Source organism: Chloroflexota bacterium, assembly GCA_016219275.1.
Taxonomy (GTDB): Bacteria; Chloroflexota; Anaerolineae; order UBA4142; family UBA4142; genus JACRBM01.
On sequence record JACRBM010000036.1, the window covers coordinates 41,867 to 56,656 of the forward strand.

20 protein-coding genes are annotated in these 14,790 nt (G+C 56.6%); 10 read left to right on the top strand and 10 right to left on the bottom strand.

The window, feature by feature from the left end; translation table 11 throughout:
* Positions 1-17: 17 nt before the first annotated feature.
* The 3 genes from HY868_07750 to HY868_07760 all read left to right on the top strand — a co-directional run bounded on the left by HY868_07750 (position 18) and on the right by HY868_07760 (position 1,722).
* Positions 18-413 carry a VOC family protein gene (locus HY868_07750; GenBank protein MBI5302016.1) on the top strand — a complete coding sequence of 132 codons (396 nt, stop codon included), beginning with the start codon at positions 18-20 and terminating at the stop codon, positions 411-413.
* Positions 414-501: 88 nt separating this feature from the next.
* Positions 502-774, top strand: coding sequence for a hypothetical protein (locus tag HY868_07755; GenBank protein ID MBI5302017.1), 273 nt, complete (start codon positions 502-504; stop codon positions 772-774).
* A 300-nt stretch (positions 775-1,074) separates the two neighbouring features.
* Complete coding sequence (locus tag HY868_07760) at positions 1,075-1,722, top strand: hypothetical protein (protein ID MBI5302018.1); 648 nt, start codon at positions 1,075-1,077, stop codon at positions 1,720-1,722.
* 288 nt (positions 1,723-2,010) lie between these two features.
* On the opposite strand, the gene HY868_07765 is transcribed toward HY868_07760, so the two are convergent.
* From HY868_07765 to HY868_07780, 4 genes are all read right to left on the bottom strand, one after another.
* Complete coding sequence (locus HY868_07765) at positions 2,011-2,733, bottom strand: ATP-binding cassette domain-containing protein (protein MBI5302019.1); 723 nt, start codon at positions 2,731-2,733, stop codon at positions 2,011-2,013.
* Positions 2,734-2,736: 3 nt separating this feature from the next.
* Positions 2,737-3,435, bottom strand: coding sequence for an ABC transporter permease (locus HY868_07770; GenBank protein ID MBI5302020.1), 699 nt, complete (start codon positions 3,433-3,435; stop codon positions 2,737-2,739).
* A gap of 26 nt (positions 3,436-3,461) precedes the next feature.
* Positions 3,462-4,598: a YibE/F family protein gene (locus HY868_07775; GenBank protein ID MBI5302021.1), complete on the bottom strand. Its 1,137-nt coding sequence runs from the start codon at positions 4,596-4,598 to the stop codon at positions 3,462-3,464.
* A 267-nt stretch (positions 4,599-4,865) separates the two neighbouring features.
* Complete coding sequence (locus HY868_07780) at positions 4,866-6,170, bottom strand: substrate-binding domain-containing protein (GenBank protein ID MBI5302022.1); 1,305 nt, start codon at positions 6,168-6,170, stop codon at positions 4,866-4,868.
* A 249-nt stretch (positions 6,171-6,419) separates the two neighbouring features.
* Between HY868_07780 and HY868_07785 the strand changes: the two genes are divergently transcribed.
* The 4 genes from HY868_07785 to HY868_07800 all read left to right on the top strand — a co-directional run bounded on the left by HY868_07785 (position 6,420) and on the right by HY868_07800 (position 8,441).
* Positions 6,420-6,704, top strand: a complete 285-nt coding sequence (locus tag HY868_07785) for a MoaD/ThiS family protein (GenBank protein MBI5302023.1) — start codon at positions 6,420-6,422, stop codon at positions 6,702-6,704.
* A gap of 104 nt (positions 6,705-6,808) precedes the next feature.
* Positions 6,809-7,534 (top strand): FixH family protein, encoded by a 726-nt coding sequence (locus tag HY868_07790; GenBank protein ID MBI5302024.1) that lies wholly within the window; start codon positions 6,809-6,811, stop codon positions 7,532-7,534.
* A complete protein-coding gene (locus HY868_07795; GenBank protein MBI5302025.1) occupies positions 7,525-8,277 on the top strand; it encodes a sulfite exporter TauE/SafE family protein in 753 nt (250 codons plus the stop codon). Before HY868_07790 ends, HY868_07795 begins: the two co-directional genes overlap by 10 nt.
* Positions 8,271-8,441 carry a heavy metal translocating P-type ATPase metal-binding domain-containing protein gene (locus tag HY868_07800; GenBank protein ID MBI5302026.1) on the top strand — a complete coding sequence of 57 codons (171 nt, stop codon included), beginning with the start codon at positions 8,271-8,273 and terminating at the stop codon, positions 8,439-8,441. The genes HY868_07795 and HY868_07800 overlap by 7 nt, the downstream gene beginning before the upstream one ends.
* A gap of 100 nt (positions 8,442-8,541) precedes the next feature.
* Here the strand turns inward: HY868_07800 and HY868_07805 are convergent, their stop codons facing one another.
* From HY868_07805 to HY868_07830, 6 genes are all read right to left on the bottom strand, one after another.
* Positions 8,542-8,973 (bottom strand): hypothetical protein, encoded by a 432-nt coding sequence (locus tag HY868_07805; GenBank protein ID MBI5302027.1) that lies wholly within the window; start codon positions 8,971-8,973, stop codon positions 8,542-8,544.
* Between the two features lie 2 nt (positions 8,974-8,975).
* Positions 8,976-9,245, bottom strand: a complete 270-nt coding sequence (locus tag HY868_07810) for a hypothetical protein (GenBank protein MBI5302028.1) — start codon at positions 9,243-9,245, stop codon at positions 8,976-8,978.
* 59 nt (positions 9,246-9,304) lie between these two features.
* Entirely contained in the window at positions 9,305-10,285 is a 981-nt protein-coding gene (locus HY868_07815) for a GNAT family N-acetyltransferase (protein ID MBI5302029.1), read from the bottom strand.
* Between the two features lie 184 nt (positions 10,286-10,469).
* A complete protein-coding gene (locus tag HY868_07820) occupies positions 10,470-11,465 on the bottom strand; it encodes a sigma-70 family RNA polymerase sigma factor (GenBank protein MBI5302030.1) in 996 nt (331 codons plus the stop codon).
* 87 nt (positions 11,466-11,552) lie between these two features.
* Positions 11,553-11,933 (bottom strand): cytochrome c maturation protein CcmE, encoded by a 381-nt coding sequence (locus tag HY868_07825; GenBank protein ID MBI5302031.1) that lies wholly within the window; start codon positions 11,931-11,933, stop codon positions 11,553-11,555.
* Between the two features lie 143 nt (positions 11,934-12,076).
* Positions 12,077-12,388 carry a hypothetical protein gene (locus HY868_07830; GenBank protein ID MBI5302032.1) on the bottom strand — a complete coding sequence of 104 codons (312 nt, stop codon included), beginning with the start codon at positions 12,386-12,388 and terminating at the stop codon, positions 12,077-12,079.
* Positions 12,389-12,576: 188 nt separating this feature from the next.
* Between HY868_07830 and HY868_07835 the strand changes: the two genes are divergently transcribed.
* The 3 genes from HY868_07835 to HY868_07845 all read left to right on the top strand — a co-directional run bounded on the left by HY868_07835 (position 12,577) and on the right by HY868_07845 (position 14,691).
* Positions 12,577-13,314, top strand: coding sequence for a CPBP family intramembrane metalloprotease (locus HY868_07835; GenBank protein ID MBI5302033.1), 738 nt, complete (start codon positions 12,577-12,579; stop codon positions 13,312-13,314).
* A 76-nt stretch (positions 13,315-13,390) separates the two neighbouring features.
* Positions 13,391-14,311 (top strand): 4Fe-4S binding protein, encoded by a 921-nt coding sequence (locus HY868_07840; protein MBI5302034.1) that lies wholly within the window; start codon positions 13,391-13,393, stop codon positions 14,309-14,311.
* Between the two features lie 32 nt (positions 14,312-14,343).
* The gene (locus HY868_07845; protein MBI5302035.1) at positions 14,344-14,691 is read left to right on the top strand and encodes a hypothetical protein; all 348 of its coding nucleotides are present in this window, start codon (positions 14,344-14,346) and stop codon (positions 14,689-14,691) included.
* Positions 14,692-14,790: the final 99 nt, after the last annotated feature.

Here is a 14,790-nt window from a genome sequence, read left to right on the forward strand (position 1 = left end):
CGATACGGAGCTAGCAAATGAACAAAAATGACCATACTGCTTTTCAGGTTTCGAATTTGGACGCCGCGATCCGGTTCTATACCGAATCGCTCGGCTTACATTTGCTTTTCCGTAACGTCAACCAAGCAGAACACGAAGCGTATGCCTTTTTGGAATTGAACGGGGGAAATTTGGAGTTGATCCAAATGCTAGACGCGCCGTTTGTCAAACCTCGGATCACGCCGCCCTACTGCCCGCATTTTGCGCTCGAAGCGAAAGACATGGCGCAGATACTTGAGATGATCAACACAAAAGGGATTACGGTTGTAAAAGGTCCGCTGGAGATTCCTGGCGAAGAAAAATGGATTTATATCAGCGACCCGGATAACAACGTGATTGAATTTATCGAATGGTCGTCGAAGAAGCAGAGGTGACTACCGAGGAAACGCGTTCCCAGTCATTATTCGAATTTATGGGCGAACCAGGGACGGAAGGGGACGCTGCGAAGGGAGCGCAAAACGTATGAAGAAAAGTACGCTTAACATTCCGAACGAACTGAATGACGAATTGCGTCCGCATTACGATGTGGACTATAGCAAGTCGCGTCCCAATCCTTACGCGGGACGCGTGAAACTTACACATGGCGGCAAACGCCCAGGGTCAGGACGCAAGTCTGCACCCGAACCGATTGAACGCCACACGATCACGCTCTACAAGACGCACGCAAAATTCTTGCGCGGACTGGATACAAACCTCTCGCGGGCGATTCGGAAACTGATTGCAATGGCGCGGTGAAACGCGCGAAAAGTTCAAAGTGAAACAGAGAGATGCCGATCATGCCCATCGCTTCCGCGCGGAATATTACCACGCGCCCATGACAACCTGTGCTGAACAGACTTTGGGGGCGAAAGAAAAACGTGAGCGCGGGGCAGGTCGGAGTATCCTTGTCAGCGAAGGTTCGAGTTGATGCTACGAAGGAACATCTTTGCCCGCGAAGGTGGTTCGATAGTGCGTCCGAACGCGTAAGCTCCATGCGAAATGGTGCAATTTTGCAACAAACTTCGTACTGTTAGAATCCTTGGAGGAAAAGCAATAATGTCATCTTACACAAACTTTATTAAGGATTTTCCGACTCGCTGCCTTGAACTATTTGACAAGACCTTTGATCAGACAAGAATTAACGGCAGAGAAGTCACGCTTTTGCTTTCAATTGCTACAGTAGCATTCAATATTCCATTTGAAAGACTAAGAGCAAAACCAGAAAAGCATCCAGCCGATGACGTAACGAGATATCCAGAAGCAAAGAAGAAGTTCGACAAAGAAATAAATAAATCCTTCCGCTGTCATTGGGGTCAAGGTGACACCTGGAAGTTTATCGAAGGAGTCGACGGGAAAGACATTCGCGGATGCCAAGTGGATCAATGGGCACGCCCAGAAGCAAGGGAATCCCTCTCAAACAAGAAAGAGGCAAATTCCGTGTTTAGCCATCTGCGGAATGCCCTTGCACACGGAAGCATTTTCACATACCCCAATTATTCCGGCACAAGTGCCCCTCCACAGATAGAAACGATTGTGTTTCTCCGACAATGCAGGGAGAGAAAAGAGATTGAAAAGTGCTGCCAAGAAAGAGACGTTGATCTCGATAAGTATGATGTATTACTGGTCTCGCCTCAGGACTTTCTAGCCTTTCTAAAGAAATGGGTAGAGTTCTTGAACTCTCTGGACTTGAGTACCAGCCCTTGACCACCAGGTTAGCCCAATGCCCGTTTTTGAGTACAATTACCTTGGATTAACAAGGGGCAAATTGCACTGGGTCAAGTCCATTCACCCTAATCGAACTGACTCAATATCTCACAAGCCCTTGCTCAGTTCGACTGTCATTTGCTCTTAATCAACAAGGTCAAGTCCCTGGCGGAACATCAATTTGCACGCCAGGTTATCTACACGATAACCTGGCGTTTTTGTTTGTACCAGACCTGTAACCGAATTGATTCATCCTGGTTCCAATTTCCAACTTCCACCCTCCACCCTCTAATACACCATCTCCCCGCGCACAAACGCCGCCGTTCTTGAATCGCGCGGCGTATCAAAAAATGCCGGATTGTCCTGCACTTCGACGAGACGACCACCCAGCATCAAGCCAACGCGCTGAGCGAGCCGTTTGGCTTGGAACACGTTGTGCGTGACGACGACGACGGTCGTGCCGCGCGCGCGATTGTGTTCGCGCACGATCTCTTCGATCAAGCCGACGTTGTACGGATCGAGATTCGCGGTCGGCTCGTCGAGCAACAAGACGCGCGGTTCGATGACGAGCGCGCGCGCGAGCGCGACGCGTTGCATCTCGCCGCCGGAAAGTTTCGTCGCCGGCGCGTGCGCGAGCGCGGACAAGCCGATCGCGTCGAGCAGTTCGCTCACGCGTCCGTTCGCGTGTTCGCCGCGCAAACGCAAGCCGTACGCGATATTCTCGCGCACACTGCCGTGGAGCAACGCCGGGCGCTGAAACACGGTCGTGATTTCGCGGCGCACAGCGAGTGGCACATCACCGTTTCGCGCTTGCCCGCGATAAATCAACTGCCCGCTCGTCGGCGTTTCCAGAAAATTGAGCAAACGCAACAACGTGGATTTCCCCGCGCCGCTCGGTCCGACGAGCGCGAAAATTTCTCCCGCATGAATTTCCAGTTGCTCAAGGTCAATGACCGCGCGTCCGCCGTATTCTTTTCTAAGCTGCTCGATCTGGTAAATCGCTTCGGTCATTCGTCATCCGTCTTTCGTCGCGCCTTGCAATTGCAGCATCGCGACATTCGCAATGAACGCGAGCGCGAGCAGAACGATCCCCAGCGCGAGCGCGAGCGAGAACTCGCCGGTGCGCGTGTTCAACACAATCGCGGTCGTCAGCACGCGCGTTTTGCCTTCGATGTTGCCGCCGACGAGCATCACCGCGCCGACCTCGCTGATGATTCCGCCAAACGCGGCGACGACCGCGGCAATCACGCCGATGCGCGCCTCGCGCAAAACTGCCCAGGTCTCTTGCCAGCGCGTCGCGCCGAGCGAACGCACCTGGACGCGCAACGCCGGGTCAACGCCTTGCACCGCCGCCATCGTCAACCCGGCGACGAGTGGAAAGGCGATCACGACTTGCGCGGTAATCATCGCGCTCGGCGTGAACAACCAACTCAGCGCGCCGAACGGACCACTGCGCGAGAGCATCAAGTACACGAACAAGCCAACGACGACCGGCGGCAAGCCCATCCCGGTGTACAGCAACGCGGTGATGAACCCACGCGCGCGCAGGCGCGATAAACCGAACGCTGCGCCCGCCGGCACGCCGATCGCAACGCTGATGCCCAACGCGATGCCGCTGACGCGCAGGGACAGCCAAATAATTTCCATCAACGCGGGATCCGCGCTGATGAGTAGTTGAATCGCCTGAATGAATCCGTAAAGAATTTCTTCCATCGTGTAACCCAAACCCAAAGGGTTTATCAAACCCTTTGGGTTTTAGCGCGTAGGACACTTGCGATGAGCGTGGTGATCGGCACGGCGGAGATCAATCCGAGCGAGCCGACGAGCGTGCGCACGATTTCTTCCGCGATCAATTCGCGGTTGAGCGTGAACGACCACGGTTCGGGATAGACCTGGAACAACATCCACATCGGCATCGCCGCGCCGATGTACGCGAGCACGAGCGTGTTGATCGTCGCCGCGATGTGATCGTGCCCGATGTTCATCGCGCGGCGGTACAGTTCGCGCCAGCCGAGCGCGGGATTCGCGTCCGCGAGTTCCATCACCGCGGATGCCTGGCTCACGATCACATCATCCAACACGCCGAGCGTACCGACGATGATGCCCGCGAGGAGTAAGCCGCGCACATTGATCGCGACATTCGCGCTTTGCAAGAACACGGCTTCTTCAGCGCCGAAACCGCTCAGGCGCGCAAAGTTGATGGCGAACGCGGCGAGCATGCCAGTCAGGAGCAAACTCACGAACACGCCCGCAAGCGACGCGTGCGTTTTGAGCGACCAACCCTGGGTCAGGTACAGCGTGACCGCGAGCAAGAGGAACGAACCGGCAACGCTGATCAAAACCGGGTCGCTCCCGGCAAAAATCTGCGGCAACACAAAACCCAGGAGCACGACGAAACTGAACGCGAGACCGATCAGCGCACGCACGCCTTTCCAACCGCTGACGAGAATTGCGAACAGCACGAATCCCGCCGCGAGGAACGCAAGCGCACCGGTGCGTACCAAATCGGTGATGGTCAGTGCCATTTCTCCGTTGGCTTGTTGTATCGCCATGACTAACACGTTATCGCCGGCGCGGAGCAAGAGATCATCGCTCGACGCGCCGTACTCGGCTTCGAGCCGCGTGCTGCTCTGCGCGCCGCTTGCCAATTCGATTTCGACGCGCTGGACTGGTTGGGTTTGGTTCGGCGCGACCTCCACTGACCGCGTGTCAATCACGCGCACCACGCGCGCTTGAAGCGTTTCGGCATCCTCCTCCATCGCGCGCGGCGATGCCTGCAACTGCGTCCACACGACCAGCAACAGCGCGATCACCATGATCAGCGCGACGAACAAGGTCGCCGCGAGCATGCGTAATTTACGCGCGTCATTGAACATCTTTTCCTCTTGCGGTGAATTTGGTTCGCATTGTCGTCAACAACCGACATTTTGTCAAAGCAATCGAGGAAAAGATGTACGGCTGGCGCAAAGTCGTATTTTGTCATTGCAAGAAGGTCACGCCGCGTGCGGTGTGTGTAAGAACAGAAATACTTCTGTCATTGCGAGCGATTTTTGCCTGAAGCAATCCCCAACCAGCGAATTGGGGATTGCTTCGTCTGCACAAATCGCCTCCTCGCCATATCCCACACGCGATTTTGCCGTGTCTTACTTGATCTCGATCTTGACGACGTCGCGACTCCAAAGATTACTTGCCATCCCTGGCATCGCCGCGTTGAGTTTACCGCCGTCCGCGAACGCGATCAAACAGTCGGCGCATTTGCGCGCGTCCGCGAGCGCGAGTTCGACAGTAAAACCATCGCTCGAAATTAGCATGAGTTTCGCCGCGGCGGATGCGGGCTTGGCGGCATCGAGCAACGCGTTCAAGCGCACGCCCTGGTAATCTTGTTTGCCGCTCTTGGGATGTTCGAGATTCAACATGACGACGGGCATCGCCTTGAGCGCGTCCAAGCCCAACTTTTGTTCTTTCTCGACCGCGCCGATGAGCGCCAATGCAACCGCGCCCGACGGTGCGGCGCTACTCGATTGATTCTTCCATTCTTTCGAATCCGCGTAGAACAAGGGCGAGCCGTATTTGTCAACGCCAAAGTTGCCGATGAGTTTTTGCGTTTCGACGGACGTGATCCATTTGGCGAAATTCGTCGCCATCTCGGAATTGACGCCGGGATGTTTCACCGGATCCACCACCATCACGCCGTAGGGATTGTACAAATCCTTATCCGCGTTTTCCTTGATGTTGCCGCCGCCCACAAGCACGGTGAGGTTGGGCAATTTCGTTTGTTGCGCGAGCCAGGTCGCGCGGTCGGAAATCGTGTATGCCGGTTTTTCGTTCGAGAATAAGAGCGTTTCGCCCATACCTTGCCCGAGCGCGTTGTACCATGCCATCTCTTTCGTCGGCGTCACAGCGAGCGTCGCCCAGATGCCCAACTCTTTCGCGTTCGTGCCGCTCTTGTCGCCGCGACTTGCGAACGTGGATTTGGAATCCATGATCGCTTTCAACGCGTCTTTCGAACTTTTCATTCCGTTGATTTTCGCCGGGTCGCTTTTGGGACCGACGACGATGAAATCGTTGTACATCACGTCGAAGCGTTCTTTCGCGTGACCGTCCTTGACGAATTGATCTTCCGCTTTACGGTCGTGCACGAGCAACGCGTCCGCATCGCCCTTTTGACCGTTCGCAATCGCCTGCCCGGTGCCGACCGCGATCACATCCACTTGGCAATTGAATTTCTTTTCAAAGTCCGGCAAGATCGCGGTGAGCAAACCGGAATCCGCGGTGCTCGTCGTCGTCGAAAGTTTGAGCGCACACGCGCCGGTCGCGGCTTTCGTCGGCGCGACGATGGGCGCGGGCGCTTTGGTTGGTGAAACCGGAGTCGCCGTCGGCGCGACAGTGCACGATGCCGCAATCAGCACGGCGAAAAATGCAACGAACACAAATGGCAAGTGTTTCATACCGTTCTCCTCGATGAGTCTACACACCTTCCGAGTTCCACCGCGTTCTGATCGGGGGAGAGAGAAACGCGGTGGAACCGGCAGCGCGTGATCGCCGCGCGCGACGAGTGGACTGGCGCGCGCACGGCGAATCTATATGCAATACATATAGTAACGCGATTCGGACGGATTGTCAAAAAACGCGTTCGTGAGCTTGCAGAAGAAACGCGACGCGCGAGATGTGTTATAATGCGCGGCGGAGGCAAACGAATGCGAGTCAACTTTTACGCGACCCTGCGCCCGCTCGCGGGCGGCAAAACGATTTCGGTCGCCTTGCCAACGGCATTACCCACGCTCGCGGTGCTCCGCACCGCTAGCGAAAACCACCCGGCGCTCGCCGCCGAAATGTGGGACGCCAACGGAATTCTGCGCGAGCATATCAAGGTCTTTATCAACGGTCGTCACTCGGCGCATCTGCCGAACGGACTCGACACGCTAATCGGCGAACAAGACGAACTCGATGTGTTCCCGCCGGTTGGCGGTGGCGCGTGTTGAAATAACGGATCCGCGCGCATACATCGCTTGCCCACATCCTCTTCACATTTTCTTCACAAATTTCCTGTATCATCCTAGCAAATTCTCTCTGAAAAGGTGATCGGATGAATGCCAAAACAGTTCTGCTTGCAGTACTTATCGCGTTGGTGATCGTCGCGGCAGTGTTCGGCGTCGCGTTTGCGACGATGCCCGGTTTTTCGTACATGCTGTTGGGACAACCGGCGTCTCAACAACAATACGGTCCCGGTTATAGTCGTGGCATGATGGGCGGCGGCTACAATCAACCCGTCGCGCCGAATAATCCGCCAGCGGGCAACGCGCCCAGCCCTGCGAATACCCCGAGCGCGCCGAGCAATAACGCGCCGAGTGCGGCGAGCACGCCGGTCGCGCCGAGCAATAGCGCGCCAAGTCGCGGGCGCGGGATGATGGGCAGCGGTGGTCAACCCGCCGGTAGTCTCGTCGCGGTCACGTCGGATGGCAAGACAATTCCGGCGACGACCAAGTTGCCGGAAAACACGGCAGCGCAAACGGTCGGTAAAATGAATGTCGCGATTGCGCTCACGCCGTACCCGCCGGTCTCGTTCCAAACCGGCAATTTTGACCTGACTCTCACCGATGAAAAAGGTCAAGCGATCACGGACGCCAAAATCCGTCTGGATCTGACCATGCCGGGAATGTGGATGCCGCCGAGCAAACCGAACGCGCAAAATCTGGGCGAGGGCAAATACAAAGCATCTGCGACCTGGACGATGCGCGGCTTGTGGCGCATCGAGGTCATTATCGAACGCGGCAGTGAAAAATCCTCGGCGTTCTTCGACGTGTGGCTGTAACGATGTTGACGAGCAATTTGCTACTCGCGTTTGTCACGGGACTGATCAGTAGTTTCGGTCACTGTCTCGGAATGTGCGGCGGCTTGGTCGCGATCTACTCGGCGCGGCAAGCGACCGTCGTAACCGTGAACGGCGAGCGACCCAGCATCGTGAATCGCGCGGGCAATCTCTTGCCCTTGCACCTGGGTCGCATCCTGACCTACACCGTACTCGGCGCGATTGTCGGACTGGCTGGCTCGCTGCTCGATCAAGCAACGGGCGTGGTTGGCTGGCAAGGATTCTTTTCGATCGGCGTCGGTATCGCGATGGTCGTCGTGGCGCTCAGTTTGATGGGCGTGCTGCCGCCGATTGAAGTCGCGCTCGCGTCGCTCTCGGGCGGCGCGTCGCCGATGAAACGAATGCGCGGGCTGTTCGGTCAACGCAACATCTGGGCGACGATGTCCCTGGGAATGTTGTGGGGCATGTTGCCGTGCGGTCTGGTGTTTGCGATGCTCGTGATGGCGGCAGGCGCGCAAAGCGCGGTGGACGGCGCGCTGACAATGTTCGTGTTCGGGCTGGGCACGATCCCGACCTTGCTCGGCTTCGGTCTGGCAACCGATTTGATCAGCCCGAAATTGCGCGGACGTTTGCAGTTCTTTGCCGCGCTGCTCATCCTGCTGTTCGCGCTCCAAACGATCTTGCGCGGACTGGCGGCGGCGAATATCGTGCCGTCGCTGATCCTGGGACCGGTGATGCTATGGTAAACTGTGAACATTGCGGCGCGGAAACGAAACATCCGGTCAGCAAAGTGATGGACGGCAAGATGCTGCATTTTTGTTGCGGCGGTTGTTTGCAGGTGTACGAATTCTTGCGCGAGGAAGGACTGCTCGAACAGGTGAAGGCAGAAGAGGCGAACGATAAAAAGTGATTTGCGTTTCGCGGCGGGAAAGTCTAACCGCGCAGAACACAAAGAGCGCGAAGAAAAAAATAGACGCGGTAGCATCGCGAGGTGCTACCGCGTTTTGATTTTATTTATTAGCAGTCTGTTCCAAAAGTGATTGAATCTCTTTGAGCAGACCCGGCAAATTTGGTCGAGCAAAACTCAAGTCGGGCGCGGGGATGCGATGGTGTTTGATGTCAGGCGGAATGTGTTTATGATGGGGAAACGTCCTTGCCAACGTTTGATCGTTGGGGTGCGGGAAATCATCGTACCAGTACAGCCGTTCATCATGTTGATAGACTTCATAGCCGTACGATGTAATCAATCCTGCATCGAGGTCTAATTCTTCGCGCAGACGCAAACGGATTCCTTGCGCGAAAAAAATCTCGCCTTCGGCAATCGCCGAGTACGGGCTGGACGACCAAACCACAACCGTAGAACGCTCGACCCCAGGGCGATCAATCTGTTCGGCAATCAAATGACTGTACGCGGCAAGTGATTTCAGCGGATTGTCGCTCATGGTCAGTATGCTGGTTGAAAGCGAATGGTCTCAACCAAATCACGTTGGCTGATTTGCGCGTCGTATGCCTGCTTGCGGCGCAACCACGTTTCGTAAATACCTTTCCACCGACTGAAATCCGTACGCGTCTCATCGTGCGCATCGTAATCTGCCAATTTGCCGGCAGAGAGAGCCTGGTAAAAATCTTGACTGAGCACTCCGTACTTTTCCTCATATAACATCAGGCGACGTTCCAGTAGCTTGAGTTCGATCACTAATTCGTGGATATTCATTCGCGCTCCTTCCAATGTCTTTGAATCTTCTCCCTTGACGTTCCCTATTCTACAACCGTTTAGGGCAAAGTGGCAACCCCGTTAGTTCTTGCATCCTCCAATATCTTCAAGCACTTGAAGTACCCCGGCTCTGCTTTGTATCCCAACCTTTGATTGATCGCGAGAATCGGCGCGTTCTGCGAATCGTTGTTCGTGCGAATGTATATCGCGCCCCACTCGCGCGCGCGGCGGATCACCAGCAGTTTCAGCGCGAGTGCAATCTGGCGTCCGCGATACTCGCGCGCGACGCCGGTGTGCATGTTGTATGCCGAGTTTGTTTTTTCAAAATAACCGACCGCGCCCAAGCCGACCCAGGTATCACTTTCCACCGCGAGAATTTGCCCCTCCGCGCGAAACCACGATGCTTGGAACACGTACCGGCTGAAATCTTCAAAACTTGGGAATTCGCCTTCCCAGCCCGGGATATCCACCGCGTTGCACTGGTTCAACTCGTACAGCTTACGCTGATTTGCTTCGGTGTTGCCCGCATCCGCCAGCGTGATGAATCGAACACCTCGCGCTTGCACGGATTCGATCACACCAGCAAAACGCATCTCGTCAAACGTCGCCAGGTCGAGCGTAGATTCGAAAATGTGCCGATTAATTTGGAAGCCGCGCGTCTGCGCGAACCGCAACCAATCTGGACAATGCTCGCGCACCTCGCAGATGAAGCGCGTCGCGCCGTGTGCGCGCGCAAATGCGATAGCATCGTCGTACAGTTGCGCGCCAATCCCGCGCCGACCATAGTCCGGCGCGACGATCACCTCGATAAAAAAAGTGCCCGGCGCCATGTTCGGGCGACGCGACGCCTCGTTGCAACCGACGATGATGCCATTCTCATCGCGCGCGACGTGTTGCTGGCGAATGCCCTCGCGCGGAAAGTTGCGCGCCCATTCGCGCACACGTTCGATGGTGACCGGGTCGGGCAGAATCGTGTTGACCAACTCGACATAGCGCGGCGCGTCGGTGTCGAGATCGAGCGGGTAAAGTTGAATCGGCATCGGCTCCTTTTATTTCACCAAACGCGCAATAAATAATGCCGCGAATCGGACTCTCGAATTCGCGGCGCACAAAAATAAAAAAAGCACCGAGGCGGCGAACACGAGCCACCCCATGTCTGCCTCCCGCTGGCTGGGACGACACGTGATTGCGGAACGATTAAAACAGGTACCTGGTCTGCTTCTACTACAGCGACGCGCGCGTTTCGATATAACCAGCCAAGCGCGTCACGCGCGGCTTGGCGCGCAGTTTGACGAGTGCGTCCTTTTCGATTTGGCGCACGCGTTCGCGCGTCAAACCAAATTTCTCGCCGACCTCTTCGAGCGTTTGTTCCTGACCATCGCGCAACCCAAAACGCAAAACCAACACGCGCGCCTCGCGCGGCGTCAACGAATCAAGCGCGGCGGTCACGTCGTCGCGCATCGCGGAATCCACCGCGCAGGTCCACGGCGACGGGCTGGTTTGGTCTTCGACAAAATCCGCGAGCGTGGTTTCCGGGTCGCCGCCGACTTCCATCTCGAACGAGAGCGGCGCGGCGCCGGCTTGTTTCAACCGGCGAATCTTGGGCGTGGGCAATTTCATGCACGCGGCGAGTTCTTGGTCGGTCGGTTCGTGTCCCAGCTCCTGGGTCAAGATGCGCGTCGTGTAATCGAGGCGGCGCAACGCCTGACTGGTGTGCGCCGGCAAACGCGGCATGTGTCCGTGATTGCCGATCGCGCGCGTGATCGCCTGGCGAATCCACCACGTCGCGTGCGTCGAAAATTTGTGACCGCGCCGATGATCGAATTTTTCGACCGCGCGGATCAAACCCAGGTTGCCTTCCTGGATCAAATCGAGCAGTGACAAACCGTGACCGAGATAATGTTTGGCGAGATTGACGACGAGGCGGAGATTGGACTGAACGAGTGTGCGACGTGCGTGGTGACCGGCGTAGATGGCTTTTTGGAGGCGCAGTTCGAGTTTGGCGTCGTGACCGTTGCGGAGGAGCCGTTGCTCGGCGCTCCGTCCGCGCCACATGGTCTTGGTCAGTTGGACTTCTTGCTTGGCGTTCAGCAAGGGCGTGCGCGTGATCTCGCGCAAGTAGAGATAGACGAGATCGTTCGCGTTACTATTCGACACGTCGGGACGCGTCGTCGGATGTTGTAAAGACGCGCGGGATACGCGCGCAGGAGAACCTTTCATTCCAAATCCTCGACTCTGAGAATGATCTGACGCGGGCATCTTAACTTGTACAAGTTCAAATGCGGTCAAAACGGAGTCACGAACGCGTCAGAACCCGGCGGGCAAGTACTGGTGCGGACATTTGATCATCAGCGTCGTCGCGAGGAACGAACCATCGCCCGCCCGCGCGCCTTCGAGAATCGCCGTGACGTTATCACGAAACGCGTCCGGTACCCTGCCGCGATAAACGATCGCGAGGTTCGTCCGGTCACCGACGAGCTGAAAACGCATCGTTTGCGTCGCATTGTCCCATTTGATCGTGCCGGGCGCGATGACGCCGCCGATGCGCGTGTTGGTTGAAGCCGACCGCGCGGCGTATTCGTCCACCGTCAAATAATAGTTCGCCGCCGGCGACACGGCTATCGCGTAGACGAAATGCGCGATCACCGGAATCAATACGAGCGCGGCGACGATGAGTTTGAGTTTCACGAAATCTATTCCTCTTTCTCAAAACGTAAGCGTTCAGAACCTGGCGAAGGTTGTAAACCTTCGCCAGGTTGGCTATCTCGAAACAAGAACGCGGCAGGGTCGCCGCGTCGTGTTGCATCAAAAGTATGACAGCACGGTTCGATTCAATCGCGTCGCGTCATCGTGCGAATGTAATCCGCGTGCGGCGGCGCGATGTCGAACGCTTCCGGCGGCAGCGTCACGAACTTGCGCCAGCCCTCGCTCTGGATCGCCTCGCGATTGTCCGGCGTGATGACCAGCATACCGACGTAATGCCCCGAGCGAATCACCGCGGTCACGTTCGGCGAACCGTCTTCCCACATCCCGGTAATGCACGACCGATCGGGTGGAAAATCGCGCGCGACAAAAGTAGCGAAACATTCTTCGCACGCCGGTCCCCACGCGCCACACAAGTTACGGTCAATCGTTACTCGCATCGTTCCCTCCGTGGTACTACCGAACCTTCCGAAGGTTTCGCGCAAGCGCCTTCGCAAGGTTGAATACATTCAGATTAGTCCGAACGAGTCCAAATCGTGTCACACGCGAGTCAAAAGTCAGTCAAAAACGGGTTGCCAATCGCTGGCGCGTTTGTCACGTGTTTCGTTTGCGTTTATAATCGCGCGTGATGAATACCGAACCATCTTCGACCTATGCCGTGCCTGCCGTGCCGTGGGGCATTCGCGAATTGATCTACGCCGCACTGTTCGCGCTGGTCGGCATTATCGCGCTGAACGTCGGCGTACTGATTTTCAGTTTTATCACCGGCGCACCCCTGCGTTTAGCCGGGGAGACACTCATCGTGTTCTTGCTCGCGCAGAGCGCGATCTTTATCGGCGCGGCGTGGTGGTTCGGTCTCGCGCGCTATCGCGTTGGGTGGAGCGCGCTCGGTTGGCGACGTTTTGACGCGCCGATCGGTTGCGCGACGAGCGCGGGCGCGTTGATCGTTTCGTACGCGATCAACTTTTGTTACGCGATCTTCGTGGTCTCGCTCGGCATTCGATTTTCGACGCAAGACATCATGTCGCGTCTTGATTTGGCCGGACCGGGCGTGGTGGCGGCGTTCCTCATCGTTGCGGCGCTAGTGCCGGTCGTCGAAGAAACTTTTTTTCGCGGCTTTGTTTACAGTGGATTACGTGGACGTTTCGGCGCGCGTAGCGCGCTGATTCTCAGTACGCTCATTTTCGCGCTGCTGCATTTCAGTCTCGACCGCTTGATTCCAATTCTCGTTCTCGGCGGCGTGCTCGCGTGGCTGTACGAACGAACGGGGTCGCTCGTGCCCGGCGTGATTCTGCACGGAACGAACAACGCGTTCGCACTCGCCGCGTATTTGCTCGCCAAAGCGATGGGACTACCGCTACCGTAATGCGACCGCCGGCAGACCGCGGCAAATTCGCGGTCGGTGGGGACGCGGTCAGTGATTATTCTCAAGGAGGTGTGCGATGCAAATTATTCTCGGCATCATCGCGATCATCGTGCTCGTCCCACTTGTCACGTGGCTCGTCGGCGAACGCGGGCGCGTGATGTTGCCTTCAACCTGGAAGTTTTTGCGCGCGAGCGGCTGGCGCCGTTTCCACGACGGCACATTCCGGCATTCGTACATTTATGCTCGCTTCCCCGTTCAGTACATCGGCTACGGGACAAAAAAGGCAGTGCCAAAAATGAACACGGCGAGCCGGCAATCCGCCGCCGATCATTATCACGGCAAGGTGTTGCCCACCGCGCTCGCCGAGGCGCTCGTTACGCACGACCACGACATTGCGTTGCGCGATCTGGAGCAAGTGATTCCATATCCGGTCGCGCGCGACCTCGTCTTGCAAGGTCCGCCGGAAATCGCCGTGTTCGATTGTCCGTGCCGCGCGACGCGCGACCATCCGTGCCAGCCGACCCAGGTTTGCATGATCGTCGGTCAACCATTCGTAGATTTTATCTTGGAACATCATCCGGAAAAAAGTCGCCGCGTCACGCCGATACAAGCCGCGGAGATTTTGCGCGCCGAGCACGCGCGCGGTCACATCCACGCGGCGTACTTTAAGGACGCGATGCTCGATCGCTTTTACGCGATTTGCAACTGTTGCAAGTGTTGTTGCGGCGGCATCGAATCTATGGTCAAGCACGGCGTGCCGATGCTCACCTCGTCCGGCTATGTCGCGCAAGTGGACGAATCGCACTGCGCGGCGTGCGGTGATTGCGTCAAGGCGTGCCCGTTCGGCGCGATTTCGCTCGACGGTTTCGCGCACGTCGAATGGGCGAAATGTATGGGCTGCGGTGTGTGCGAGGGACAATGCCAGGTTGGCGGCATCGCGCTCGTGCGCGATGAACGCAAAGGCGTGCCGCTCGACGTGCGCGCGCTGACCGCGTAGCGCAAATTTCCAATTTGCGATCAGGGAACAAGATGAAATTCTTTGACCGTCTCTTCAAACGTTCAACTGCATCGCGCGACGATGAGATTGCGAATGCGGCGATGCAACTGTCGCTCGAATGGGGCACGCATTTCGGCAAGCCGATTCAAGACCGGCTGCTGCAACAGTATCCCGATCTCACACGTGAGCGCGCGGACGAACTCGACGAGTTTTGTCGCCAAGTGAAACGCTTTGCCTTCGATTTGTACTATGACGAGGTGACAAGCGGCAAGAGCACCGACATGGCAGTGCAAAAAAAGATTCATGCGCGCTATCCATTTCTCCATCGTGACACGCTCAACCGTTTGTCCACCCAGGGTATGTACTACGCGCACAAGTAGACCCGTAGGGCAAGTTTCCAACTTGCCAATCGCAAATTGGAACTTTGCGCCACGCGGAATCGTAGGGCAAGTTTCCAACTTGCCAATCGCAAATTGGAA